The following is a 24,681-nucleotide window of genomic DNA, read 5'->3' on the forward strand; positions in this document are numbered from 1 at the left end:
GCTTAGAAGTTGTAGAGCAGGTTGGTGGTCACCAGCGAATCGGTGCTCTGCGTACCGGGCTGCACGTCGCTGTTGTAGCGCACCTGGTAGCCGAGCTTGAGCGCCACCTTCTTGGTCATGCTGACCGAGAGGCCGATGTCGTTCTGGTAGTACTTGTTGTCCGAGCCCGCTTCGATCAGCAGCGTGTCTTCGAACGCCGTGTTGTCGGTGAGGCGGTACTTGTAGTTGACCAGGCCGCGGCCGACGGCTTCGCTCACCGTGTTCTGGCGCACGCGCACCGTCTCGGTGGTGCCATCGGGCTGGGTCACCGACTGGTCGACGTCGGCGGGGCGATAACGCTTGTAACCCGGGCCGGCTTCGAACGAGAGCTCGGTGCGCTCGGTCTTCAGCGCGATGTAGCCGTAACCGACCGACACGATGCCCTGCCACAGGTTGGCGCCGAAATCGTCGTGCTCGTAACGAGCGGCCGTAACGATGTAGCTGCGCGGATCGAGCTTGTAGCCCACCGACGCGCCGCTGTCGTAGCGGTTCGCGGTGGTGGTCAGGCGATCGACGGTGTTGCCTTGCTGGTCTTGCACTTCGACTTCACCCTTGGAACGCAGGCCGTTGAGGAAGAAATTGTTCTTCCACAGGTCATTCTCCTGGCTCACGCCGAGCTTGGCGTTGATGTTTTCCGAGCGCGAATTGCCATAGGAAGACGCGAAACCGAATTCGCCCGAACCCGTCCATCCGCCGTTGTTGGCCGGATTCGATGACGCGTCGTCGGCTTGAGCGCCAAAACTGGCCAGCGCTGCGAGCAGGGCGCCCGCCATCAGGGTGCTTTTCATGTCAGATTGTTCCTTTTTCGTTAAAATGGGGAGGCCGCCACCTTAACGGGGCGGATTGAACTGCCTGTGAACCGGGGGAGGTTTTGTTCAGCGCTGACGCGCGGCGGGCCCGTCACGGGCCGCCCGGCAAAGCTGCCAGGGCTTCATCATACAAACTAAGCTCGATCGCCATACCCACCGTGCAGCTCACGGCTGCCAGGGAGGCCAGGGCGAGCCAGCCATCGCTGAAGCTCATCAGCAGCAAGGCGAGACACGGCAACGCATACACCAGCAGTGCCGCCAGATAACGCCTGGGCGGCAGTTCCAGCCGACCGCGTGGCGCTGCCACCCGCTGCAGGGTGGCCTGCCAACGCAGGTTCTCCACCAAGCCACGCAGCAAGGCCAGCGCCAACAGGCCGATGATCCACGCGCGCGGATGCAGGGTGGCGTCGTCAACCTCCTGGCCTGCCGTGCAAAGCCATAGCCAGAGCCCACCGCCGTACGTGGCCGAGACCACGCGGCTCAACGGCAACTGGGTGGCAAGACGCATGTCCATGTCCGGCGCCTGACGCCGTGCATCGCCATAAGCGGTGATGACCAGGCTGCATAAACCGCACAACGCCATGGCCGCGCCTGACAGGCGCGTCGCCCAGAACGCGTTGTCACCGCGCGCCAGGCCGGCCACCGCCAGCACGGGCAAGATGCAGGCGAGCGCCACCAATGCATCGCGCGTGGGGCGTGATCCTTTGACGATGACCCAGCCGTGCCAGTGCGACATCCAGTGCGAATGCAGGCACGCGGCGAGCAAACCCATCGCCACCAGCGCCGCGCCCAGCGCGATGGGCACCAGCACGTCGCCGCGTCCATCGGGATACACGCCGATGGCCAACGCGAGCCCCAGCGCCATCCATAGGCCAAAGCCGTCGTAGCCGCTGACATGCAGCAGCGTGGACGCCAGCGCCCGAGGTTGCGCGCGCGGAGCGGTTCGTCCGTCGGCGACGGCTTGCGGGTGGGCGATGTGGCGCGGCTTCATGAGGGTGGCGTCTTTTGTACGTGAAGGGGGGATCACGTGCGCGTGACCGTGGCGTGGTCTTGCTGAATTCCACCATCTGGTGGACTTGCGGCTATCGCAAACGGTGCGCATGCTACGCAGACGCAGCCGTCGAAAAACATTTCATGGACCGTTACGAGCGCATTCTCACTTTGCATCGACTGCTGAAGTCGGCGCACTACCCCGTACCTCTGCCTCGCCTGATGGACGAGCTGGAGTGTTCGCGTGCGACGCTGTATCGCGATGTGGCGTTCCTGCGCGACGCGCTCGGTGCGCCCATTGAAAGCGCGGGCGGCGAACATGCCGCGTTTCGCTATGCAGTGGGCGAAGGCGAACGTTTCGAATTGCCGGGGCTGTGGCTGACCTCCGATGAACTGGCGGCATTGCTTGCCCTCAACGAACTCATCGGTCGCAGCGGGCCTGGTGTACTTGCGGGTGCGCTGGCGCCGTTCAAGGCGCGCATCGAACATCTGCTCTCCGACCAGGGCACCGGCAAGACGCTGCCGATCGAACGCATTCGCGTCATTGCCTGGGGCGAGCGCAAGCTCGACCAGCAGGTCTTTCGCGTGGTGGCTGGCGCGGTGCTTGAACGCAAGCAACTGCGCTTCCGTTATCGCGCGCGCACCACCAATGCCGACAGTCATCGCCGCGTGTCGCCGCAGCGCCTGACGCACTATCGCGACAACTGGTACCTCGACGTGTGGGACCACGACCGCGAAGCGCTGCGCAGCTTCGCCGTGGATCGCATCGCCGAACCGCAGGCGCTCGAAGACGCCGCGCGCGACGTGGCCGAACAGGAACTCAACGACGCGCTCGCTTCCAGCTATGGCATCTTCGCCGGCAAGCCCAAGGCCTGGGCCACGCTGCGCTTCTCTCAGCATGCCGCACGCTGGGTGGCGGACGAGCACTGGCACTCGCAACAGAAAGGCGAGTGGCTGTCGGACGGCCGCTACGAATTGCAGGTGCCTTACTCCAATTCCAAGGAACTGCTGATGGACGTGCTCAAGTACGGTCCGGATGCGGAAGTGGTGGCGCCGTTGTCGTTGCGCGAGGAAATGAAGATCCAGCTGCAGCTGGCACTGGGCGGCTATCAGTGAGATAAGTGGGTCAACAGGAATGAGCAACCCGGAGGCGCTGCCAAGCACCCTCTTGCTGCTCACTTCTCTCCACTCACTTCTTGTCGTCTGAGCCATGAGCGCCACCGATATCGCCGATCCCTCCACGCTTCCTGCCGAAGCCAACGTCACCAAGAGACCGACCGTCGCGCTCGCACTTGGTTCCGGCGGCGCCAAAGGTCTGGCGCACATCGGTGCCATCGAAGAGATCGAAGCGCAGGGCTACGAGATCGTGGCCATTGCGGGCACTTCGATGGGCGCGCTCATCGGCGGCATCTACGCCATGGGCAAGCTGGACGTCTATCGCGACTGGGTTTGCTCGCTGGCGAAGATGGACGTGCTGAAACTGGTCGACTGGACGCTCTCTGGCGGCGGCCTCATCAAGGGCGAACGCATCATCGAGACGATGCGCGGGCTGATCGGCGATGCGGCCATCGAAGACCTGCCCATTGCCTACACCGCCGTGGCAACCGACCTGGATCGCGAACGCGAAGTCTGGCTCACGCGCGGCCCGCTGTTCGATGCGATTCGCGCATCCATCGCCATTCCCAGCCTGTTTCGCCCGCACATGTTGTCGGAGCGGCGGCTGATCGATGGTGGCCTGCTCAATCCCGTGCCGGTGACGCCGCTGATCCGCGAACCGGCAGACTACCTGTTCGCCGTGAGCATGGACGGCCCGCCCGATGCCGGCACGCCGGATGAAGTATCGGCCACACCCACGGACGGCGACGAAGGCTATCGTTCGCGCATCGGCGACTTCATCAGCAGGCTCATGCCGCACGGCGCCGAGAAGCCGCGTGAACCGGGCGTGCTGGAACTGCTGATGCAATCGATGGACCTGATGCAGGCCAATCTCTCGCGCCTGCGCCTGGCGGCCTATGAGCCCGACCTGTTGATCCGCATGCCGCGCAACGTGGCCACGGTGTACGAGTTCTATCGCGCGGGTGAGCTGATCGAGATGGGCCGCAAACAGGCGCGCCTGGCGCTGGCCAACTGGCAGCCGACGCGCGCCAGCGTCTACGCCGGACGACCCTGAGGTTTCACTGCTGGCCGTGAGCCTTTAGCAACGCATCGAGATAGCACTTCAACGCCACCGCATTGTTGTGCTCTTCGTCGCGCGCGCCAAACAATAAGGTTATGCGGTGACGCGAAGCCTGCGTCAGCAGCGGCCGCCAATGCTCGGCGGCGGCATCGAGTTCGGTGGCGTAGCGATGGCGAAAACCTTCCCAGCGCGAGGGATCGTGGCCGAACCACTTGCGCAAGGCCGTGGAGGGCGCGAGTTCCTTGCTCCAGGCATCGAGCGCGGCATCCTCCTTCTTCATGCCACGCGGCCAGACGCGGTCCACCAGGACGCGATAGCCATCGCTCTTCGCGGGCGATTCGTAGATACGCTTGACGGCGATGCTCATGGACGGGCGGCCTCCCGAAGCACGAATCATCAGCATACGCTCATGAAGAGCACGTCGAAGGCTGCGACCTGTGATGCTCTTCTCGCGCGTGCCGCTACGGGGTAAGCGTCAGATCTCTTCGACCTGGGTCACCTTGCCACGACGCATCAGCCACGCCACGCCACGCAGGTCGGCAATGCCCACCCACAGGCGATCGAGCATGCCGTACTTGGACGTGCCCGCCGTGCGTGGACGATGGCCCACCGGCACGCTGGTACTCTGGAAACCCGCGCGCTTCACCAGCGCCGGCAGATAGCGATGCATGTGGTCGAAGTAGGGCAGGCGCATGAACACATCGCGGTCGAACAACTTGAGGCCGCAGCCGGTGTCGGGCGTGGAGTCCTTGAGCATGCGCGAACGCACTGCGTTGGCGATCTTGGAGGAAATGCGCTTGTTGAAGCTATCGCGACGCGTGGTACGCCAGCCAGCAAACAAGCGCACTTCCGGCGCGCTCTTGTCGCGCTGGGCAAGCAGCTTGGGAATATCGGCCGGATCGTTCTGGCCATCGCCGTCCAGCGTGGCGATCCACGGCGAACGCGCGGCGCGCACACCGTTCCACACCGCCGTGCTCTGACCGCTGCGGGTCAGGTGACGCACGATGCGCAGTTCCGGGTACTTCGCCTTCTCCGCGGCCAGCACGGCCACGCTGTCATCGCTGGAATCGTCATCCACGTAGACAACTTCGAAATCCACCTGGCCGCGCAGGGCGGCGGCGATTTCGGCGAGCAGCGGCGGAATGTTGTCGCGCTCGTTGAACACCGGCACGACGACGGACAGTTGTGGCATGGGGAGAGCCTTGGTCTTTAACAGGGGGCGCTTGGCGCCAGGGCGCCATTCTAGTGGGTGGGAGGCTTGGCGTCAGGACTGGGGTGCATCGGGTTTTGCGGGGAGGATCTAGGGGTGAGGCGCCCGGTGGTTGTGGCGGCGGGGTTGTTGTCGCCCTTATGCAGGGGTTCCGCGACCTGGCCGCCTGCGCGGCGGGCGTTTCGATCGGCTGCCGCCGCTCGAGTCACTTTTCTCTTGCTGGCCCAAGAGAAAAGTAACCCAAAGAGAATGGCCTTTAGAGCAAAGGCTCGCAGCATCGTGCAGGGATAAGCCCGAACGCTCGAGGACGATTGTGGCGGGACACCCATGGGAGGCCACACAGCGGGTATACCCCAGCGCTGCGCAACGCGCCCGAATCGCTGAGGACTTAAAGCGGAGCCTCGCTTCGCATCGGCCTTTGCTTTGGCTTCGCTCTTACGTCCTCTCCGCGCACTCCACTTCTCCCTCTCCCCTTGTGGGAGAGGGTCGGGGTGAGGGGCGGGTGCTCGCGGAAGCGTCGCGAAGACGAGCTTTTGCTCTTGGCTCTTCGAGGTCCCCGTATGACAGCGGCGGGCGGGTGGAGGAAAGCCCGTAGGGTGGCCGCAGGGATGCGGCAGCAGGTCGGAAGCCCGCCGCAGGCGAGCCAAGTCGCGATCACACGACAAGCAAACGCTCAGAGCAAGAACAAAGAAGCGAGCCGATTCGCCTCAGCGAATCTTCCCCAAAATTCCATCCAGCTCGTCATTGCTGTGATAGTGGATCACCAGCTTGCCCTTGCCACCGCGCCCATGCGCCAACTCCACACGCGTGGCAAAGCGCTCGCCCAGCTCGCGTTCCAGCGCATCGATATTCGGATCACGCGCAGGCGCGTTCTTGGCCTTGCCCTTGGGTGCGGTCTGGGCGCGGCGCGCCGCTTCTTCCAGCTCGCGCACGCTCCAGCCGTGGCGCGACGCTTCCAGCGCAAGGCCTTCGGCCATGCCTTCGGGCAGCGTGATGAGGCAGCGGGCGTGGCCCATTTCCAGCTTGCCTTCATCGAGCAGGCGTTTGATGGATACCGGCAGCTCCGTCAGGCGAAGCAGGTTGGAAACGGCGGCACGCGAGCGGCCCACGGCCTCGGCGGCCTGCTGGTGGGTGAGGGCGAAATCGTCGATGAGGCGCTTGAGCGCGTCGGCTTCTTCCAGCGGCGTGAGGTCCTGGCGCTGGATGTTCTCGATCAACGCCATGGCCGGCACGGCCACTTCGGGCACGTCCTTCACCAGCACCGGCAGTTCCGACAGCTGCGCGCGCTGCGCGGCACGCCAGCGGCGTTCGCCGGCAATCAGCTCGAACTGGTTCTTGCCGATCTGGCGCACCACCACGGGCTGGATAAGGCCCTGCGCGCGGATGGATGCGGCCAGTTCGTCCAGTGCTTCATCGTTCCAGTGACGGCGCGGCTGGTATTTGCCGGGCTGGATCTGCTGGATCGGCAGTGTGCGAAGCTCGCCTTCCTGCTCGAGCACCGAGGGCTTGCCGGGTTCGTCGTTGCCGCCGAGCAGCACATCGAGCCCACGACCCAGGCCCCGTTTTTTCGCAGCAGACATGCTTACTCCTGATGGATGTCGACGATGTCGTCGAGCGTCTCGTCACTCTCGTGCAGCGTCGGCGTGATCACGTCGTTGGCCTGATCCTGCGCCGCCGCCTGCTGGTTGCGATCGCGGCGGATCATCTCGCCGGCCAGGCCGATATAGGCGATGGCGCCGCGCGAACTGCGGTCGTACAGATGGATCGGCTGGCCGTGGCTGGGCGCCTCGGCCAGACGCACATTGCGCGGGATGATCGAGCGCAGCACCTTGTCGCCGAAATGCGTGGTCAGCTGCGCGGACACTTCGTTGCCGAGGTTGTTGCGCACGTCGTACATGGTGCGCAGCAGGCCTTCGATTTCCAGGTTGGGATTCAAGCGCTGGCGCACGGCCTTCACCGTGTCGAGCAGGCTGGAAAGACCTTCCAGCGCGAAGTATTCGCACTGCACCGGAATCAACAGGCCCGTGGCCGCCGCCAGCGCGTTGAGCGTGAGCAGGTGCAGCGAGGGCGGGCAGTCGATGAGGACGATGTCGTAGCGGTCGGCGATCTTGGCCAGCGCATCCTTCAGACGGCTCTCGCGAGCGATCGCGTCCATCAGCTTCAGCTCGGCGGCGGTCAAGTCGCCATTGCCGGGCAGCAGGTCGTAATGCGCTTCGGTCTTGACGATGGCCTGCTCGATCGGCGCCTCGTCCAGCAGCACTTCGCAGCCATTAGGCTTGGCCACGCGCTTGTCCACACCCGATGCCATGGTCGCGTTGCCCTGCGGGTCGAGATCGACCAGCAGCACCTTGCGCTTGGCGGCAGCCAGCGCGGCGGCGAGGTTGACGGCGGTGGTGGTCTTGCCGACACCACCTTTCTGGTTGGCGACAGCGATGATGCGGGCCATGGTGTCGTCGATACCGTGAACGAGTGAAAAGGGGGCTAGATTAGCAGCCTGCTCAGCCGGCTGTGTGGCCCAGCACCACGAGATGGCGCTCGCCGCCCACCTCGGGCACCACCAGCGTATGGATGCCCCTCACCTCGAAACCGGCCGGCACGCCGGGCAATTCCTCGTCGGGATGTCTGCCCTTCATGGCGAGCCAGATGCCGTCCTTGGTCAAAAGGTGACCACCCCAGGCCAGCATGTCCTCCAGGCTGGCGAAGGCGCGCGCGGTGATGCAGTCGAACTGGCCTTCGACCTCTTCCACGCGCGATTGCACGGCACGCACGTTCTCAAGCTTGAGTGAGCGAATGGCCTCGCGCAGGAAGCGGACCTTCTTGCCGTTGGAATCCACCAGCAGCACCTGCAACTCCGGCCGCGCGATGGCCAGCGGAATGCCCGGCAGGCCCGGGCCGGTGCCCAGATCGGCCAGCGTCTGGCCTTGCACGTACGGCAGGATCGCCAGCGAATCGACCAAATGGCGGCTGACCATTTCCATCGGATCGCGGATGGCGGTGAGGTTATAGGTGGCATTCCAGCGCGCCAGCAGCGCCTGGTAGTCCAGCAAGCGCTCCACGGCGCCCGCCGGCAGCTGCACGCCAAGCGCGGCGATGCCGCGTTCCAACCGGGTTTGCAGGTCTTGGCGTGAGGTCATGGAGAGCGCCTGGAACAAATAGGGCCGCAAGTATCCGGGCCGATGGCCCGCGATGCCAGCACGCGGGATAAAGAAAAGCCCGCCGTAGCGGGCTTCAAGGGTCTCCCCTGTGGCGGGTGCTCTTAGGCCACCTTCGCCAGGGCCTGTCCGGCAGCACACCGGATCAGGCGAATTCCAGCTCCACGCGCGTCACCATCATGCCGCGCTCGCGCAGGGCGCCATTCATGCTCTGCTTGAGGCGCGAGCCCAGGTCGCGGCGATCGGCCTGGAAGGCTTCCGGCTCGTCGCGCAGCGCCGCCAGGGCGCCGCCACGGATCAGCTGGTCGGCCTGGTCGATCACGGCGTCAGCGCGTTCCGGCTCCAGCACCTGCCAGTAGACCGTGCCACGCACGTCGTGGGCGTTGGGCAGCGGCTCCTCGAAACGCAGCACCTGGCCGCAGAGGTTGATGCGGTGCTCCACGCGGTCGATCAGTGGAAGCGCCATATGGGTACCCGGCTGCAGCAGGCGATACGGCTTGCCTCGACGATAGAGGCTATGCACCTGGTCGGCCGGCACGCGCTTGATCGCGGTGACGAACGTCGCGATCAGGGCCAGGACAACGAGAGTAATCAGGGCATTCATGGCAATAGATACAACGAGTTATGTATGTTTTCTTCGCAAGAACTGTAAGTAGATAGTACAGCCACTTGCACCGGTTTAGATTAATCCTTATTTAACGACATCCTGGCGCCCGCTTACAACCCAACTTTTGCGCTAACTCTCTGATTTTGAGAACTTGCTAGCAGGCACGATGGTCATGCATCGATCTTGCCAAGTCGGCCGTTGCCGCTCGAACTCCCTTACAAGTTGTTAACGGCGGCTCGAGGGATGCCTTGAGTGCCGCCTCGCCGGCGTGGCGCACCTGACCCGGCAGTTCCCAGAAAAAAGCCACCCCGGCGAACCGGGGTGGCGGGTGTTGCGGCCGACTGTGTGGCTGCCCTGCGTCAGAACTTGCCGGCGCGGAAGTCCGCAATCGCCTGATGAATCTCTTCGGGTGTATTCATCACGAACGGCCCGTAGCGGGTCACTGCCTCATCGAGCGGATGACCGGCCACCAGCAACACGCGCGCTGCCGTGTCGCGGCCGGCGATGCGCAGATCGCCACTGCGCGACAGTACGGCCAGATCGCTGCGTGCGAGCGGCTGGCCGGCCACGTCGGCGTCCTTGCCATCGAACACATAGGCAAAGCCTGCGTGGCCTTCGGGCAACGGGATGGTGATCGAGGCACCCGGCTGCACCGAGATGTCGAGATAGATCGGCTGCGTAACGATCTCCGCCACTGGGCCGGTCACGCCGGCAAACTCACCGGCGATCACCTTCACTTCCACGCCTTCCGCAGGACGCACGACCGGAATGCGTTCCGGACCGATGTCCTGGTAACGCGGCGCGATCATCTTGTCCTTCGCGGGCAGGTTCACCCACAGCTGGAAGCCCCACATCAGGCCGTCTTCCTGCTCGGGCATTTCCGAATGCAGGATGCCGCGGCCAGCGGTCATCCACTGCACGCTGCCCGGCACCAGGTCGCCGCTGTTGCCGTGGTTGTCGCGGTGCTTCATATGGCCCGCGAGCATGTAGGTCACGGTTTCGAAACCGCGATGCGGATGCTCGGGGAATCCCGCGATGTAATCGCCCGCCTGGTCGGAACGGAACTCGTCCAGCAGAAGAAACGGATCGAGCATGTCCAGGCCGGGCTGGCCGATGACGCGCTTGAGCTTCACACCCGCGCCATCGGATGTGTCGACGCCGCGGATGCGGCGGAGAATGCTGCGCTCAGTCATGGCTGTCTCCAGAAAGTGGACTGCCCAACATGATGGCGCCGCGGTGGCGTGGGTCCAAGACGCGCGCGGGGAACGGATTGTTCGCTGAGAGCGAGAAGTGAGTGAGGGGAGTGAGAAGTAAGCGAAGGCGGCGAGTGAAGCGCCTTCCTCTCTCCCCTCACTCCTCGTCACTCACTCCTGCACTCAATGCACCCAGTGTCCGCTGCGCTGGCGCGGCGGTGCCGACGACGGTTCCTTTTCCGCGGCCGGACGCACGGCGGCTTCGATTTCCGACTCACTCACCGGATGCTCGTCCCAGTAGTGATTCACCGCAACCAGCACGGCGGGCACCTGCGCCAAGCACTCGTCGTATTCGTCGTCGCTGAGCTTTTCGAATTCCGCATCAGCGTTGAGGATGCCTTCGTCCACCGCCAGCGCCATCACCGGCCCGAGCATTTCCATCAGATGCGGGTCGTCGGCAAGACGCTTTTCCCACAGTCCTGCGCGCAGGTCGATGCCGCGGCTGAAGCCTTCGCACCAGCCGGCGGCGGAGAGTACCGGGCCGGTTTCCGTATCCACTTCGCCGAGGATGGGTTCGTAGGCGTCGACGTCGAGTTCGGCCGTGATCGAATCGTTGAGTTTGGCCAGCAAGGCCAGCACGCGATTGCCTTCGGTTTCGTCGGTGAAGGGTTCGTGCAGCACTTCGGGCAGCCACTCTTCTGGCAGCACCTGCATTGGGCCCACCGCGAGCGCGGAGAGCAGACCGTGCACGCCGTCGAGCAGCAGGTCGCCCTCGCCGACATGGCCGCGCAGGTAGGTATCCAGTTCGTCGAGTTCGTCGTCGCCTAGCGAACTGGGCCACTCGGTGTTGGGTGTATTCATCCGTTGCCTGTTTGCGGTGTTGCTTTGGTGCTTAGATATCCAGATCAACCGTTACCGGCGTGTGATCCGAAGGGCGTTCCCAAGTGCGCGGCGTGCGGTCGATGGAGGCCGTTTTTGCCGCGGATTTCAGGGCGTCGCCGATCAGGATCAGGTCGATGCGCAGACCCATGTTGCGCCGGAAGGCAGCCTGACGGTAGTCCCACCAGCTGAAGTGTTCACCCGCCGGTTCGAACAGGCGGAAGCTGTCGTGCAGGCCCAGATCGGTGATGCGCTTGAGCGCCTCGCGCTCGGGCGGCGAACACAGGATGTCCTCGCCCCAGGCGACCGGGTCGTACACGTCGCGGTCGTCCGGCGCGATGTTGAAATCGCCCAGCACCACGAGGTGGGGATGGCGTTCGATTTCACGCGCCAGGAACTCGCGCATCTTGGCCAGCCAATCGAGCTTGTACGCGTATTTTTCGTCGCCCACGGCCTTGCCGTTGACCACGTACAGATCCACCAAGCGCACGCCGCCGATGGTGGCCGCCAGGATGCGTCGCTGCGGATCGTCCAGGTTCGGGATGTCGGTGACGACGTCCTCGAATTCGCCCTTGAGGTCCGCACGCGCCAGCATGGCCACGCCGTTGTAGGTCTTCTGGCCGGAGAACACCGCGCGATAGCCGGCGGCCGCCAGTTCATCGACCGGGAACTTGCCGTCCTCCAGCTTCGTTTCCTGCAACGCCACCACGTCCGGTTGTGCGTCGGCCAGCCACTGCGTGAGGTGCGGCAGGCGCACCTTCAGCGAGTTCACGTTCCATGAGGCGATTTTCATCGGGCCATTGTATGCGAAGGCTGGCCGGACACTGCCGCCCGTGTCGGGCGGCGGCATGCCTCAGGCAAGGCCGTGGCTTTTCAGCAGGGCTTCGGGCTCCGGCGCGCGGCCACGGAAGGCAATGAAGCTTTCGATGGCCGGGCGGCTGGCGCCCACGGCGAGGATTTCCCGGCGGAAGCGATCCCCGGTGGAGCGGTCGATCACGCCGTGTTCCTCGAACTCGCCGAAGGCGTCGGCGCTGAGCAGTTCGGCCCACAGGTAGCTGTAGTAACCGGCCGCGTAGCCGCCTGCAAAGATGTGCGAGAACGCGTGTGGGAAACGCTGCCATGCCGGCGGATGCAGCACGGCCACGTCGTGGCGCACTTCCTCCAGTACTTCCATGGTGCGTGCGCCCTGGCTGGGGTCGTATTCCAGGTGCAACAGGAAATCGAACATGGCGAATTCGAGCTGGCGCACCAGGAACAGGCCGGCGTGGAAATGGCGCGCGGCCAGCATGCGCTGGAACAGCTCGTCCGGCAGGCGTTCGCCGGTTTCGTAATGACGCGCGAACAGATCGAGCGCTTCGCGGTTCCAGCCGAAGTTCTCCATGAACTGGCTGGGCAGTTCCACCGCGTCCCATTCCACGCCGTCGATGCCGCCGATGGAAGGCAGGGCGATCTCGGTCAGCAGGTGATGCAGGCCGTGGCCGAATTCGTGGAATAGGGTGAGCACGTCGTCGTGCGTGAGCAGCGCAGGGCGGCCTTCGGTAGGCGGCGCGAAGTTGCAGGTGAGGAAGGCCACCGGCAACTGTTCGTTGTCGCCATCGCGGAAGCGTGCGCGGCACACATCCATCCATGCGCCGCCACGCTTGCCAGTGCGCGCATACAGATCGACATAGGCACCGGCGAACACGCGGCCATCGGCATCGCGCACGTCGTAATAGCGCACGTCCGGATGCCACACGTCGACGTCGTCGCGCGCGCTCAGCGTGATGCCGTACAGGCGCTGGGTGAGGCCGAACAAGCCGTCGATCACCGCCGGCAGCGGGAAGTAGGGCTTGAGCTGTTCCTCGTCGAGGTCGTACTGCTGCTGGCGCAGTTTTTCCGAGGCGTAGCCGACGTCCCACGATTCGAGGTTGTCGAGCTTCAGTTCGTTGGTGGCGAATTCGCGCAGGCCGTTGAGTTCGTTGCGTGCCACCGGCCTGGCGCGCTGCGCGAGGTCGTGCAGGAATTCCATCACCTCGGTGGGCGAGCCGGCCATCTTGGTGGCCAGCGACTCCTCGGCGGCATTGGCGAAGCCGAGCAGGCGCGCGGCTTCGTAGCGGAGCGCCATGATGCGCTCGATGCGCTGGCTGTTGTCGTACTTGCCGGCCTGCGGACCCTGGTCGGAAGCGCGCGTCTGATAAGCCCAGTACACGCGTTCGCGCAGGCCGCGATTGTCGGCGTAGGTGAGCACGGCCTGCACGCTGGGCTGCTTGAGCGTGACGAGATAGCCGTCGAGGTTCTGCTCCTTGGCGTACTGGCGCAGCACCGCGCGGCCGGATTCGGGAATGCCGGCCAGGTCGCGCTCGTCGGTGATGTGTTCGTGCCACGCATCGGTGGCATCGAGCACGGCGTTGGAGAATTCGGTGGAAAGGCGGCTCAGCTCCACGCCGATTTCGCGATAACGCGAGCGTGCGGGCTCTTCCAGCGCCACGCCGGACAGGCGGAAATCACGCAACGCATGTTCCACCAGCGCGCGCTGCGGGCGCGACAGGCTGGCGAAGTCCGGCGCATCGGCCAGCGCCTGCACGGCCTGGTAGAGCTCGCGGTTCTGGCCAACCTCAATGGCGTGATCGGTGAGTTTTTCCTCCGCCGGGCCGTAGACCTCGCGCAGCGCTTCGCTGTCCGCCACCGAATGCAGGTGACCCACCGGTGCCCAGGCGCGCGCCAGACGCTGCTCCAGCCGTTCCTGGGTGAGCATGACGCTGTCGAAGTCGTGCGGCGCGTGGGGGCCGGTCAGGGCCTCGATGCCGGCGCGGTAATCGGCCAGCAAGGTGTCGATGGCGGGCGTGACGTGCTCGGGGCGGATCTGCGAAAACGCCGGCAGCGTGTCGTCGGCCAGCAGCGGATTGGTGTTTTCCATGGTGTCTCCTGAACGCCCGGCCTGCCGATGGCGGGTCTGCGGGCTGCACCCCAGCGTGGCGACCCGGGTGGGTGAAATCAAGCGGCCACGACACCCGGTCGTCACGATTTGTCACAACCCTGCCCGTACCATCCCGCGCCATGTCCAAGCCCGATTTTTCCGCCCTGCTGCGTCGAAGCGATGTGTTCGGACACCTGGGGGACGCGGCACTGGCGGCGTTGGTCCCGGAACTCCAATGGTTTTCCTTGCCTGGTGGCCGCACGCTGTTCAAACAGGGCGATCCGTCGGACGCGCTTTACTTCGTGATGAGCGGCAGCCTGGGCGTGTTCGCCGGCCCCACCGAATGGGTGCGCCTGGTGGCGGCGGGCGACAGCATCGGCGAGATCGGCCTCATCACCGGCGAGAGCCGCCACTACACCGCACGGGCGTTGCGCGACAGCGAGCTGTTGCGGCTGGACCTGGCCACCTACGAGGCGCTGATCCAGCGCCATCCGCAGGCGATGATGGGTGTGGCGCGCGTTGCCATCGCGCGCATGCAGGAGCGCATGCGCGGCGATGAGCGTCCAGGCGTTGCGCGCACCTTCGCCTTGCTGCCGGCGAACGCGGACGTCCCTGCCCGTTCGCTGGCCATGCAGCTGGCAATGGAGCTGGAGCGCTGGGGCAGCTGCGCGGTGATCGACGCCGAACATGGCGCCGGACGCGGCAGCGACTGGTTCGCCGAACGCGAGGCGCAGGCCCGTTTCGTCATCTACCTGGACAGCATCGGCGATGAACTGTGGCGCCAGCGATGCCTGCGGCAGGCGGATGTGCTGTTGCTGCCCACGCTGGCCGCGCAGCCGGCGCGCCCCTGGCCGGAAGCGGCGCCCATGCATCCCGCGCGTGCGGGACATCGTCCACGCCATCTGATTCTGCTGCATCCGGGCCGGCAGCCGGCGCTGGGGGCGGCGCAGCGTTGGCGTGCGCAGTTCAGCGGCGAAGTGCAGCACCATCACGTGGGCGGCCGTTCGGACATGGCACGCCTGGCGCGCGTGATCAGCGGCAACGCGCGTGGACTGGTGCTGGCCGGCGGCGGTGCGCGCGGCGTGGCGCACCTGGGTGCATTGCGCGCGCTGTACGAGGCTGGCCACACGTTCGACGCGGTAGGCGGTACCAGCATCGGCGCGATCATCGGCGCCAGCGTGGCCGCCGGCTGGGATCTGGACACCACCATCGACACCTTGCGCCGCGCGTTCGTGCAGGGCCGCCCGCTGTCGGACTGGACGCTGCCGATCGTGGCGCTCACGCGCGGCCGCCGCGCCGCGCTGATGTTGCGTCGCGCGTTCGGTGCGCTCGACATCGAAGACCTCACGCTGCCGTTCTTCTGCGTGTCCACCTGCCTGTCGGGCGACGGCATGATGGTTCACCGCGAAGGGCCGCTGTGGCTGTGGCTGCGCGCGTCCAGCGCCATTCCCGGCGTGTTGCCGCCGGTGCTGCATCACGGCCGCGTATTCGTGGACGGCGCGTTGGTCGACAACCTGCCCACCGACGTGATGGCCGACGACGGCATGGCCCACATCACCGCGATCGACATTCGCGCGGAGATTTCGCTACTCACCACCGCCGAGGAATTCGCCACGCCGCCGTGGTGGCAGCTGGTGCTGGGGCGCCAGGACATCCAGCGGCCGGGCCTGGTTTCCACATTGGTGCGCGCTGCCATGGTCAACAGCGAAGGCCCCAGCGAGCATCGCCGCGACCGGGCCGACCTCCTGCTGACGCCGCCGCTGGAACACATCGGCATGCTCGACTGGAAAGACTGGGAGCGCGCGATGGAAGCGGGCTATCTCTATACGAGGGACATGCTGGAAAAACTGTCGTGAACGCGCGGCTTTTCGCGCCGCACACGGACCGGCGAGGTAACATGGCCGCATGGATCCTCTACGCAAATACAAGGGCATCTGGCCCACGCTGCACCAGCGCGTCTATGTCGACCCCGCGGCCACCGTCATCGGTGCGGTGGAATTGTTCGACGATGTCTCCGTCTGGCCGGGCGCCGTGCTGCGCGGCGACGTGAACTTCATCCGTATCGGTGCGCGCACCAATGTGCAGGACGCGGCGGTCGTGCATGTCACGCACGATGGCCCCTACTCGCCGGGCGGCATGCCCACGATCATCGGCGAGGGCGTCACCATCGGGCACGGCGCGGTGGTCCATGCGTGCACCATCGAGGATTACTGCCTGATAGGCATGCACGCCACCATCCTGGACGGCGCCGTGGTGAAGAAGCACGGTTTCGTGGGCGCGGGCAGCGTGATTCCGCCGGGGAAGGTGGTGGGCGAGGGTGAGCTGTGGCTGGGCAACCCGGCCAAGAAGGTGCGCGTGTTGAGTGCTGAGCAGATCGAGCAGTTGCACTACTCGGCGGATCATTACGTTCGCATGAAGGATGATTATCTCGCGGCGCAGTGATGGGGTTGTTTTGCTGTCTTATCGAGATACATGGGCGGTGGACGTTTGCGTGACCGTCCCATCCATGCCGTCATTCCTGCGAGCCCCAAAAGGGGGCAAGGGTGGGAGGCGTCTTTCAGCTGCCAGGAACCTCCCAGCTCGTCATTCCTGCGAAGGCAGGAGGCGCTTTTCAACAGCCGAAGGCTGGTCATCCAGTGACTTTGCGTTGTGATTGTCGCGAAACCGTTGCTGTCGTCGTTCTGCAGCTCTGCCGCCAGCGTGCCGCCTACGCGGCGGGCGTTTCGATCGGCTGCCGCCGCTCGAGTCACTTTTCTTTTGCTGGCCCAAAAGAAAAGTAACCCAAAGAAAATGGCCTTTAGAGCGATGGGCTCATAGCGTTCTGTGGGATATGAGCTTTGGCGGCTGAGGGGCTCGGAAGCGTGGCGATCTCTCTAATCAACGTTGCGGCTACGCCGCTAGGCGCCGAGGCGAAGAGGACTTAAAGCTGATCGCTTTCTTCTAGAAATCAACGCTAGCTGTTGTGCCTGATCGATTTACAGCATCGAACCGTTGCCCGCCGATTGCTGCTGCGCCTGCATGGCGGCGGCGCGGGCTTCGTCCTGGCGGATCTGGATCTGGCGCTGCGCATCCAGTTTGCCGCCGAGCAACGAGAGGATGTAGTTGGTGCTGTCGAATTCGCGCAGCAGCGAGAGTTCGCGCTGGGCTTCGTCGAGGTTGTTGTTGTTGATCGCTCGCTCCACGTCCGCCGAGGCGGTGGGAAACGATTCGTGCAAATCATCGAGCGCCACCTTGTTCTGCGGATCGAGCTGCAGCACGCTGAGGTAGAACTCATAGGCATTGCTGCCGGCCGGCGCCACCAGGCGTTTTTCGGACACGGCAGTCTTGGCCAGGCCGAGCAGAATGCCGACGCCGCTGTCGTCGCCACCGGAAGCCGACGCATCCGCCGCGGACGCCGTGGTGGCACCGGATGCGGAACCACCCTTCGACCAGAAGTAAATGCCGCCGCCAATGGCGACAAGCACGGTCAGGGACACGACGACGAGCACACGCTGACGCGGCGCGAGGGAAGCAAGACGAGACATGGCACCGTTACATCGATGTGACCCGCACGCAGGCACGCCTGCCTTCAGGCGTCCCGGCGGAACTGTGTCACATTATCGATACATCATGTCAGCGATGTGACTTGATGAACCGCCTACGTATGGACGTCCGCACCGTTGCGCGCTCAGCTGAAGTGGCCGCCGATGATGCGTCCATCCTTGTCGAGCTGCGGATAGTAACGGCTGTTGTTCGAGCGGAATTCCATTGTGGTGATGCTGCCCGGCATTACCAGCTGCACGTCCGGATACGTCGCGCGAAACTGCTCGGGCGTCGGATGCGTGGCGATGAAGGTGTCGAACGCTTTCATGTCCGTGACGAAGCCATGCACCGGCGTGGGCGTGACGGGGGTCGTCGCCTGGCATGCACCCAGCATCATGGCGACGGCGAGAACGGCAAGGGCGATGAAGCGCTGCATGACGTGACTCCGCAATGGGCCGCGACCGATTATGCGCTTTCGTTCCTGCGTGACGACATTACAGGCGGAACTCGATGCGCTGATGCATCTGCAAGGCCACCGGCTTGCCGTCCTGCATGCCCGGCGTGAACTGCCAGCGCGACACCGCGCTGACCGCCGCGCGATCGAACACGTACTTGGGATCGGCGTCGGCCACGGTGGCGCCGATCACCGAGCCATCCGGTTCCACGGTGAATGTCACGTCCACCCAGCCCTGGCGACGCGTGCGCTTGGCATCCGGCGGATACGCCGGTTCCACGCGATGCGTAAGCACGGGCGCGCTCGCACCATTGGCGTCGGCCACGGGAGCGGGTGCAGGCGCGCGCGGACGGACGGCCGACTTCGGCGCGGCTTCCACCTGGGTAGATTCGACATGCAACTGGGCAATGGCCAGCTCGGCGGGCGTCATCGTGTTGGCCGGCTTGGCGGGCGCGGCCGGCGCAGGTGTTGGCGACGGCGGCGGCGGAACCGGCGCAGCCGCCACGGCTTGAGTCATGGGCGTCGGCGATGGTGTCTTGGCGGTCGATGACGGCGGTGGTTCGCGACGATTCGCTTGCTGCGCCTGCTCGGCAGTGGCCGTGCGCTGTGCCTGCAGCTTGGCCTGCAACAGGGTAAGCGTGTAGTTCTGGGGATCAGCGCGGGTCAGCAGATCGATCTGCCGCTGCGCTTCGGCATCGTCGCCGTTGTCGATGGTCTGCTCGGCGGCGTGCGCGGCAAACGGGAAGATCTCGCGCAACGCATCCTGCGCCACGCGGTTGCCCGGTTCGCGCTTGAGCACGGCGAGGTACAGCTCGAAGGCGTTGTTGCCTGCGGGCGCCAGCAAACGCTGTGCCGCCATGGCATCACGCGCGTGCTGCAGCAATTCGTCGGTACCGATGCCTGCGCGCACCACCGGTCCGGCCGCGGCGACCACGCCTTGCGAGGGTTGATCGGCATCCTGGCCATGCTTGATCTGCCAGAAGATCACGCCACCCGCCACTGCGATGAGCACGATGAGGATCAGCAGGCTGTAACGGACGACACCTTGGGCACGACGACGCGACGAAGCGGGGGACATGGGCCACACATGGACAAAGGAAGCCGGCGCGCCGGCTGGGCGCGCAAGCTTAGATGCGTCATGTTGCGGCGATGTTGCCCCGCATCGACAGACGTGACGCAGTTCACACGTCCGATGTGTCGATCATGGCGTGTGAACTGCGCAATGGATCATCAGCGACCCGGCAACAGGCTGCTGTCCGGCGAGCCGTCAGGATGGGCGAACCACGACACGCGGTTGCTGCCATCCGGGCAACCCTTGCCCGCGTTCGTGCTGGTTACCGCGCCGGCCTGCGTGGCGAGCGTGGCGCGATAGCAGCTGCCCAGCGTGTCGCGGAAGGCGAACGACTGCGCGCTCTGCTGTCCGCCGTGACTGCTCAGGTTGCCGCTGGCGTCGAACACCAGCGTGTCCTGCGTATCGACCGTGTTGTCCACATCGGCGCCATAGACGGTCAGGCCCAGCAGGCGCAGTTCGTCGTGCTGGCGATAGCCCTGGTGCACGGTGGAGGCGGCGTTGGTGCTGCCGTCGCTGGCCAGCTGCTGGTTGTAGTCGAGCGAGAACGGATAGTTGAAGTGCTCATGCCGCTCGGCGGTGAGGAAGTTGCCGAGGCGACTCTGGCTGGTACTGTCCGACCAGGTGCGCTGCGCGGTCTGCTGGCGGTAGGTGCTGCTGTTGATGGTGAACGTCTGCGTGTCGTCGAAGCCGGTGTTCTGCGTCACCGTGCTGGTGATGCGTCCGTGCGAAGTGTTTGCGTAACCCTCGATCACGAAGTGGCGGTCGATCCTGGTGGTGATGTCACCGCTGATGTCGCCATTGCTCGCTGAGGCCAGCGTGCTGCCGATGGTCGGCGTGGCGGCCTGGCCGACGAGCGTGTTGCGCGTGATCTTGCCGGTCACCTGTTTGGCGTGGGCGTCGCGATACACCAGCAAGGCGCCCGTGGCGGCGAAGTAACCGTTGGCACCGGCCACCTGCACGGCCACTTCGTGCGGCTGGCCATCGCTCAACTGGCCAGCGAAGGGCGTGAGGTCCACGCGGTACGGCATGAAGTTCAATGCCTGCACGCCGGGCGTGGGACGCCACAGGTAAGGGTCGATACCGCCCGTATAGACCCACGGATACACCGGCGCGACACCAGCCGGCTGGCCATCGATGCTGATCTCCGCCTCGCGGAAATTACCGCCGCCGCATTCGTTGGTTTCCGACGCATACGCATCGGGCACGCAGGTGTACCAGAACTCATCGCCGCTCTGGCTTTGCGTGAATACGTCCAGATAGGCGCGCTCCACATTGGTCGGCAAAGTGAGTGTGCGTGCGAGTTTGTCGGTCGACGTATTGAGTGTGGCCGTGCTGCCTACCGGATCGCTGCCCAGCGGATACACGGCACCGGGCACATCCGCCGCCCGTGCGCGCGCCGACGCGGGATAGAACAGCAATCGCGCGGTGCCGTGGATCACGCCGGTGTAGGTGTCGTTCACCAGGTTGCCGATGATCGCCTGGCCTTGCCCCGCGTTGCGCAGAAGCGCCGCGTAGTCGGTGAGGTCGCGCTCCACATGCCATGCGGGCGACACGCTGGCCGAGGGTTCCTGCGTGGTGCCGAAGTAGAGATTCACGCCACCCAGCCACAGCGTGGCCGTGCGGTCGTACTGGCGCCCGGCGGTGACCGAGAAATCCGCCTCCAGCACCACCTTCGACCATGCGCCCGTGCATGACGTGGGCGGCGCATAGCTGTAGGGGCGGGCGTTGAAATCGTCGAAGGCGACGTTGGTGAACAGCGTCACCACGCACGGTTGACCGGGTGGACGCGGCACGGTCGGGTCGGCCGTGGCGACGTTGCTCGAACCGACGACCGGATCGGCCGCAGCTTGCGCAGCAAAACCAAGCGCCAGCGTCGCGGCCAGCGCTGCCGCCGCCCCAAGGCGGACGAATCCCTCAGGCACCATAACGTTCTCCCCGTGATGTGCCCCCTGCGCCGCGCACGCTAGCACGGCGATGCGTGCCTCAGACGTCTATGCGTCCGCACTCTGCGCATGCAGGTTCTTGCGATGCGTCAGCAAGGTGAAGGCTTTGTCAGCCGCTACAGGTTGCGACTTCAAGCGCCGCGAGATAGGCCATGGCATGGCCGCGCGAATCACCGCACATCGCCACGTCGGCGCGCAGGCTGGAGCACACGGCGGGGCGTTCCGGCCGCCCGAAGATGGCGCAGCGGTTGTCATCGGTGAGTTGCACGCAACGCACGCCTGCAGGCTTGCCGTTGGGCATGCCGGGAATTGGCGACGAGATCGACGGCGCGATGCAGCACGCGCCACAGCCGGCCCGGCAACGGGGCGCATTCGCCGTGAATGCCAGGCCCTGCATGTCGACTCGCTCAGGCGTACTGCTGACGCAGTTCGGCGTACACCGGATCGGTGTCAGGACGCTTGCCATGCCACAGCTCGAAGGTATCGGCCGCGGTTTCGATCAGCATGCCCAGACCATCGAACGCGTAGCGCGCGCCCGCCGTACGTGCCCAGGCGAGAAAACCGCTGGCGGCCAGGCCGTAGGAGAGGTCGTAGCAGAGCGCGCGATTGCCCACGATGGCGAACGGCAGATCGAGCGATTTGCCGAGCACGCCGGCCGACGTGGCGTTGACGATCAGGTCGAACGCGCCCAGATCGGCCAGGTCTTCCCAGTAACGCGTATGCGCGCGTGCCGGTTCGCCGATGGCGTCGGCGAGCGCGTCGGCCGTTTCCGGCGTGCGGTTGACGATGGTGAGCGTGTGCACGCCGGCATCGAGCAAGTCCCACGCCACGCCGCGTGCGGCGCCACCGGCGCCCAGCAGCAGGGCGGTGTGGCCGCGCAGGTCCACGCTATGACGTTCGGTGATGTCGCGCACCAGGCCCGCGCCATCGGTGTTATGCGCGGCGATGCGGCCGCCGGGCAGCAACGTCAGCACGTTGGCGGTGCCCGCGCGCACAGCCGCGTCGCTGCGCTCGTTCGCCATGTCGAAGGCGGCTTTCTTGTGCGGCAGCGTGACGTTCGCGCCGCGGCCGCCCTCGGCGAAGAACTCGTGCACGGCGTGGGTGAACTGTGCCGGCGCTGCGTCGATGGTCTGGTAGCTCAGCTCGAGGCCGAACTGGCGCGCAAACGCCTGGTGGATCCGCGGTGACAGCGAATGGCTGATGGGGTGGCCAAATACCGCGAACTGTCCTGCACTCATGCGCGCTCCTGATGAAAGTCGATGCCGCCGATGGCGGTGTCCGGCTGGGCCGGGATCGTCATTTTACCCGCCGCAGGCCGCGCCCGGTGAGGCATCGCAGGTTTTGAGATCGGCCCCGGGCACGCTGGGCTCCACATCGACGACGGAACACTTCCATGCGCCCGACCGCCCGACTCGCCCATCACGAACGCCTGCTTGGTGCCGCCCTGCTGTGGCTGCTGGGTGGCGCGGCGCTGCTGCTGACCACGCTGGTGCCGGTACATACCCATGCGCTGGGCTGGACGCCCGCGTTCTGGCTGGTGGGCGCGCCGCTGGTGGTGTTGCTGGCGCTGGAGCCGTCGCTGCCACGCCAGCTGCTCGGCCTGCTGTTTCGCCCGCGCCGTCGCACGGCGTCGGCACTGATCTGGAACTGAAGCGACAACGAATTCACTTGGCAGTGGATGCCGCGGCAGGAACGCCGTGGCGTGGGGCTCCGTGCGATGGCAAGGACCTGCTGACCGCAGGATGGCTGGGCACCTCGCCGGAGCGGCGCGACGGAACGCGCCCGCGTGACGGCAGTTCAGGGAAGAACTGCCGTAATCACCCCACCAGGCCGAGTTTTCAAGAGCGGCGCACGGCGCGGTCCTGCATCGCGCTCATTGGGGTTTCGCCAGCGCGCTTGCGCTCCATGCGCCGCAGGAACTCCTGCATGATGCGGAGATAGAGCGCTTCGCCCAGGTGCTCGTCTTCCACGCCGTGATCGATCGACGGATTGTCGTTCACTTCGATCACCACCGGCTTGTCGCCGACGCGCTTGATGTCCACGCCGTACAGGCCATCGCCCACGGCCTGCGTGGCCTTGAGTGCGAGCTTTACCACGTCGGCCGGAGCGCGTTCGATCGGAATGGTTTCCGAGTCGCCCGTTTTGGATGCGCCTTTCGCGCCGTGGTTGTAGATCTGCCAGTGGCCGCGCGACATGAAGTATTTGCACGCGTACAGCGGCTCGTTGTTGAGCACGCCGATGCGCCAGTCGAACTCGGTGAACACGAATTCCTGCGCCAGCAGCAGCGCACTGTGCTGGAACAGTTCGGCACTGGCCTTGTTGAGCGCGGCCTCGTTCTCCACCTTCACCACGCCGCGCGAGAACGACCCGTCGGGAATCTTCAGCACCAGCGGATAGCCGAGTTTCTCCGACAGCTCCTTCAAACCCTTCGCATCGTCGCGATAGAGAATTTCGGTGCGCGGCACGGCGAGCTTGCGCGACACCATCAGGTCGTTGAGGAAGATCTTGTTCGTGCAGCGCAGGATGGAGGTGGGGTCGTCCATCACCACCATGCCTTCCTTCTCCGCGCGGTGCGCGAAACGGTAGGTGTGGTTGTCGCTGGCGGTGGTTTCGCGGATGAACAGGCCGTCGTATTCGGCCAGGCGCTGGTAGTCGTTCTTGCCGATGGGATCGACTTCGATGCCCAGCTCCTTGCCGGCGGCAATGAACGATTTCAGCGCCTTCCTGTTCGACGGCGGCATCGCCTCGTGCGGATCGACCAGCATGGCGATGTCGTAGCGGAACTGCTTGCGCGCCTTGGGCTTGCGCCACAGCTTTTTGCTGAAGCGGTCCAGCTCTTCGGCAAAAGCATCTTCCTGCGCGTCGTCGAGCGTCTGCAGGCCCACTGGCTTGATGGCGCTGATCTGCCACACGCGGTCGCGCTCGAACTCGATGCGCAGCAGCGGGCAGGGGAACATTTCGAACACCTGGCGCGCAAGATCTTGCAGCGCCGGGTGCGCGGTCTGCCCGAAGTACACGAGGATGCCGAAGTCGGTGGTGTCGCGACCGCCGGCCGGCAGGAAATGGGTGAGCTTGGCGCTCAGGTCCTCGATCTCCAGGCCGTACAGCGAGCGACGGCGCAGGTCGTTCACCGTGCGCACGGAAGGCATCACGCGATGCCCGCGCGCCTCGGCGAGCAGCGAGACGTAGTAGCCGGTGCCCAGGTATTTGTAGCTGCGGCACAGGTTGATGACGTGCGTGCGCTCGTCGTCGACGCCGACGGGTTCGCGCAAGTAGTCCATCGCTGTGACCACGTCTGCGGACGGGTAGTAGACGCTCCAGTCGGAGGCCTTCTCGACTACAAGGACGAGACGGGTCATGACACCTCTGTCAGATGAAACCGAGGAGTGTCGTCACGCGGGGAAACGGGGCGGCACGGCGCAAGGGCCGCAGTTTGGCACATGCGTGGCTCGGCACAAGGCGGGTCGATGGCCCGGCTCATAGGCGGTTCAACATTTGCCGGCACGGCGCGAGGCTCCTCTGACGAGCATCGCGGTTTTGCTGCCAACCGGCGCACGGCAAGAACGCACGATGGTCACGGCGCCACGGCAGCGCCTGCACCTTTTGCTTACATCCCGGGCCCGCCACGTGCCGAGATTGAACGCGCTCTGAAATGCGCCACAAGTCATCGTTGCCCCCGAGTGATGCGGGGACTACAGTGCCCCGCTTGTTTCATCGCGCCTGCGGAACCGCCCCTGAT

24 protein-coding genes are annotated in these 24,681 nt (G+C 65.2%); 5 read left to right on the forward strand and 19 right to left on the reverse strand.

The window, feature by feature from the left end:
• Positions 1-2: 2 nt before the first annotated feature.
• Together ABIC75_RS17665 and ABIC75_RS17670 are read right to left on the reverse strand one after the other, a co-directional pair.
• Complete coding sequence (locus ABIC75_RS17665; protein ID WP_354015205.1) at positions 3-827, reverse strand: DUF481 domain-containing protein; 825 nt, start codon at positions 825-827, stop codon at positions 3-5.
• A gap of 112 nt (positions 828-939) precedes the next feature.
• Positions 940-1,839: a hypothetical protein gene (locus tag ABIC75_RS17670; RefSeq protein ID WP_354015206.1), complete on the reverse strand. Its 900-nt coding sequence runs from the start codon at positions 1,837-1,839 to the stop codon at positions 940-942.
• 143 nt (positions 1,840-1,982) lie between these two features.
• On the opposite strand from ABIC75_RS17670, the gene ABIC75_RS17675 reads away from it, so the two are divergent.
• Together ABIC75_RS17675 and ABIC75_RS17680 are read left to right on the forward strand one after the other, a co-directional pair.
• The gene (locus ABIC75_RS17675; RefSeq protein ID WP_354015207.1) at positions 1,983-2,954 is read left to right on the forward strand and encodes a helix-turn-helix transcriptional regulator; all 972 of its coding nucleotides are present in this window, start codon (positions 1,983-1,985) and stop codon (positions 2,952-2,954) included.
• A 94-nt stretch (positions 2,955-3,048) separates the two neighbouring features.
• Positions 3,049-4,008, forward strand: coding sequence for a patatin-like phospholipase family protein (locus tag ABIC75_RS17680; RefSeq protein ID WP_354015208.1), 960 nt, complete (start codon positions 3,049-3,051; stop codon positions 4,006-4,008).
• Positions 4,009-4,012: 4 nt separating this feature from the next.
• Here ABIC75_RS17680 and ABIC75_RS17685 read toward each other — a convergent pair whose 3' ends face one another.
• From ABIC75_RS17685 to ABIC75_RS17730, 10 genes are all read right to left on the reverse strand, one after another.
• Positions 4,013-4,381 carry a DUF488 domain-containing protein gene (locus tag ABIC75_RS17685; RefSeq protein WP_354015209.1) on the reverse strand — a complete coding sequence of 123 codons (369 nt, stop codon included), beginning with the start codon at positions 4,379-4,381 and terminating at the stop codon, positions 4,013-4,015.
• Between the two features lie 108 nt (positions 4,382-4,489).
• Complete coding sequence (locus ABIC75_RS17690) at positions 4,490-5,206, reverse strand: glycosyltransferase (protein WP_354015210.1); 717 nt, start codon at positions 5,204-5,206, stop codon at positions 4,490-4,492.
• Between the two features lie 725 nt (positions 5,207-5,931).
• Complete coding sequence (locus ABIC75_RS17695) at positions 5,932-6,804, reverse strand: ParB/RepB/Spo0J family partition protein (protein ID WP_354015211.1); 873 nt, start codon at positions 6,802-6,804, stop codon at positions 5,932-5,934.
• A 2-nt stretch (positions 6,805-6,806) separates the two neighbouring features.
• The gene (locus ABIC75_RS17700) at positions 6,807-7,670 is read right to left on the reverse strand and encodes a ParA family protein (RefSeq protein ID WP_354015212.1); all 864 of its coding nucleotides are present in this window, start codon (positions 7,668-7,670) and stop codon (positions 6,807-6,809) included.
• A gap of 52 nt (positions 7,671-7,722) precedes the next feature.
• Complete coding sequence (rsmG, locus tag ABIC75_RS17705; RefSeq protein WP_354015213.1) at positions 7,723-8,358, reverse strand: 16S rRNA (guanine(527)-N(7))-methyltransferase RsmG; 636 nt, start codon at positions 8,356-8,358, stop codon at positions 7,723-7,725.
• Positions 8,359-8,521: 163 nt separating this feature from the next.
• Complete coding sequence (locus ABIC75_RS17710; RefSeq protein ID WP_354015214.1) at positions 8,522-8,980, reverse strand: SPFH domain-containing protein; 459 nt, start codon at positions 8,978-8,980, stop codon at positions 8,522-8,524.
• A 362-nt stretch (positions 8,981-9,342) separates the two neighbouring features.
• Positions 9,343-10,176 (reverse strand): pirin family protein, encoded by an 834-nt coding sequence (locus ABIC75_RS17715; protein WP_354015215.1) that lies wholly within the window; start codon positions 10,174-10,176, stop codon positions 9,343-9,345.
• Positions 10,177-10,359: 183 nt separating this feature from the next.
• A complete protein-coding gene (locus ABIC75_RS17720; RefSeq protein ID WP_354015216.1) occupies positions 10,360-11,037 on the reverse strand; it encodes a YecA family protein in 678 nt (225 codons plus the stop codon).
• 31 nt (positions 11,038-11,068) lie between these two features.
• Positions 11,069-11,848 (reverse strand): exodeoxyribonuclease III, encoded by a 780-nt coding sequence (gene xth, locus ABIC75_RS17725; protein WP_354015217.1) that lies wholly within the window; start codon positions 11,846-11,848, stop codon positions 11,069-11,071.
• Between the two features lie 60 nt (positions 11,849-11,908).
• Entirely contained in the window at positions 11,909-13,951 is a 2,043-nt protein-coding gene (locus tag ABIC75_RS17730) for a M3 family metallopeptidase (RefSeq protein WP_354015218.1), read from the reverse strand.
• A 140-nt stretch (positions 13,952-14,091) separates the two neighbouring features.
• On the opposite strand from ABIC75_RS17730, the gene ABIC75_RS17735 reads away from it, so the two are divergent.
• Positions 14,092-15,807, forward strand: coding sequence for a patatin-like phospholipase family protein (locus ABIC75_RS17735; RefSeq protein ID WP_354015219.1), 1,716 nt, complete (start codon positions 14,092-14,094; stop codon positions 15,805-15,807).
• A 49-nt stretch (positions 15,808-15,856) separates the two neighbouring features.
• A complete protein-coding gene (locus tag ABIC75_RS17740; protein ID WP_354015220.1) occupies positions 15,857-16,393 on the forward strand; it encodes a gamma carbonic anhydrase family protein in 537 nt (178 codons plus the stop codon).
• Between the two features lie 533 nt (positions 16,394-16,926).
• Here ABIC75_RS17740 and ABIC75_RS17745 read toward each other — a convergent pair.
• The 6 genes from ABIC75_RS17745 to aroE form a co-directional block, all read right to left on the reverse strand.
• On the reverse strand, positions 16,927-17,475 hold the full coding sequence (locus tag ABIC75_RS17745; protein WP_354015221.1) for a hypothetical protein: 549 nt from the start codon (positions 17,473-17,475) through the stop codon (positions 16,927-16,929).
• Positions 17,476-17,618: 143 nt separating this feature from the next.
• Positions 17,619-17,909, reverse strand: a complete 291-nt coding sequence (locus ABIC75_RS17750; protein ID WP_354015222.1) for a hypothetical protein — start codon at positions 17,907-17,909, stop codon at positions 17,619-17,621.
• A gap of 58 nt (positions 17,910-17,967) precedes the next feature.
• A complete protein-coding gene (locus tag ABIC75_RS17755; protein ID WP_354015223.1) occupies positions 17,968-19,005 on the reverse strand; it encodes an energy transducer TonB in 1,038 nt (345 codons plus the stop codon).
• A gap of 152 nt (positions 19,006-19,157) precedes the next feature.
• A complete protein-coding gene (locus ABIC75_RS17760) occupies positions 19,158-20,924 on the reverse strand; it encodes a peptide-N4-asparagine amidase (protein WP_354015224.1) in 1,767 nt (588 codons plus the stop codon).
• Positions 20,925-21,051: 127 nt separating this feature from the next.
• Positions 21,052-21,339: a YkgJ family cysteine cluster protein gene (locus ABIC75_RS17765; protein WP_354015225.1), complete on the reverse strand. Its 288-nt coding sequence runs from the start codon at positions 21,337-21,339 to the stop codon at positions 21,052-21,054.
• A 10-nt stretch (positions 21,340-21,349) separates the two neighbouring features.
• Entirely contained in the window at positions 21,350-22,180 is an 831-nt protein-coding gene (gene aroE, locus ABIC75_RS17770) for a shikimate dehydrogenase (protein ID WP_354015226.1), read from the reverse strand.
• Positions 22,181-22,335: 155 nt separating this feature from the next.
• On the opposite strand from aroE, the gene ABIC75_RS17775 reads away from it, so the two are divergent.
• A complete protein-coding gene (locus ABIC75_RS17775) occupies positions 22,336-22,593 on the forward strand; it encodes a hypothetical protein (RefSeq protein ID WP_354015227.1) in 258 nt (85 codons plus the stop codon).
• A gap of 187 nt (positions 22,594-22,780) precedes the next feature.
• On the opposite strand, the gene ABIC75_RS17780 is transcribed toward ABIC75_RS17775, so the two are convergent.
• Positions 22,781-24,301, reverse strand: a complete 1,521-nt coding sequence (locus ABIC75_RS17780; protein WP_354015228.1) for a RimK family protein — start codon at positions 24,299-24,301, stop codon at positions 22,781-22,783.
• Positions 24,302-24,681: the final 380 nt, after the last annotated feature.

Source organism: Dyella japonica (assembly GCF_040545895.1).
Lineage (GTDB): Bacteria > Pseudomonadota > Gammaproteobacteria > Xanthomonadales > Rhodanobacteraceae > Dyella > Dyella japonica_D.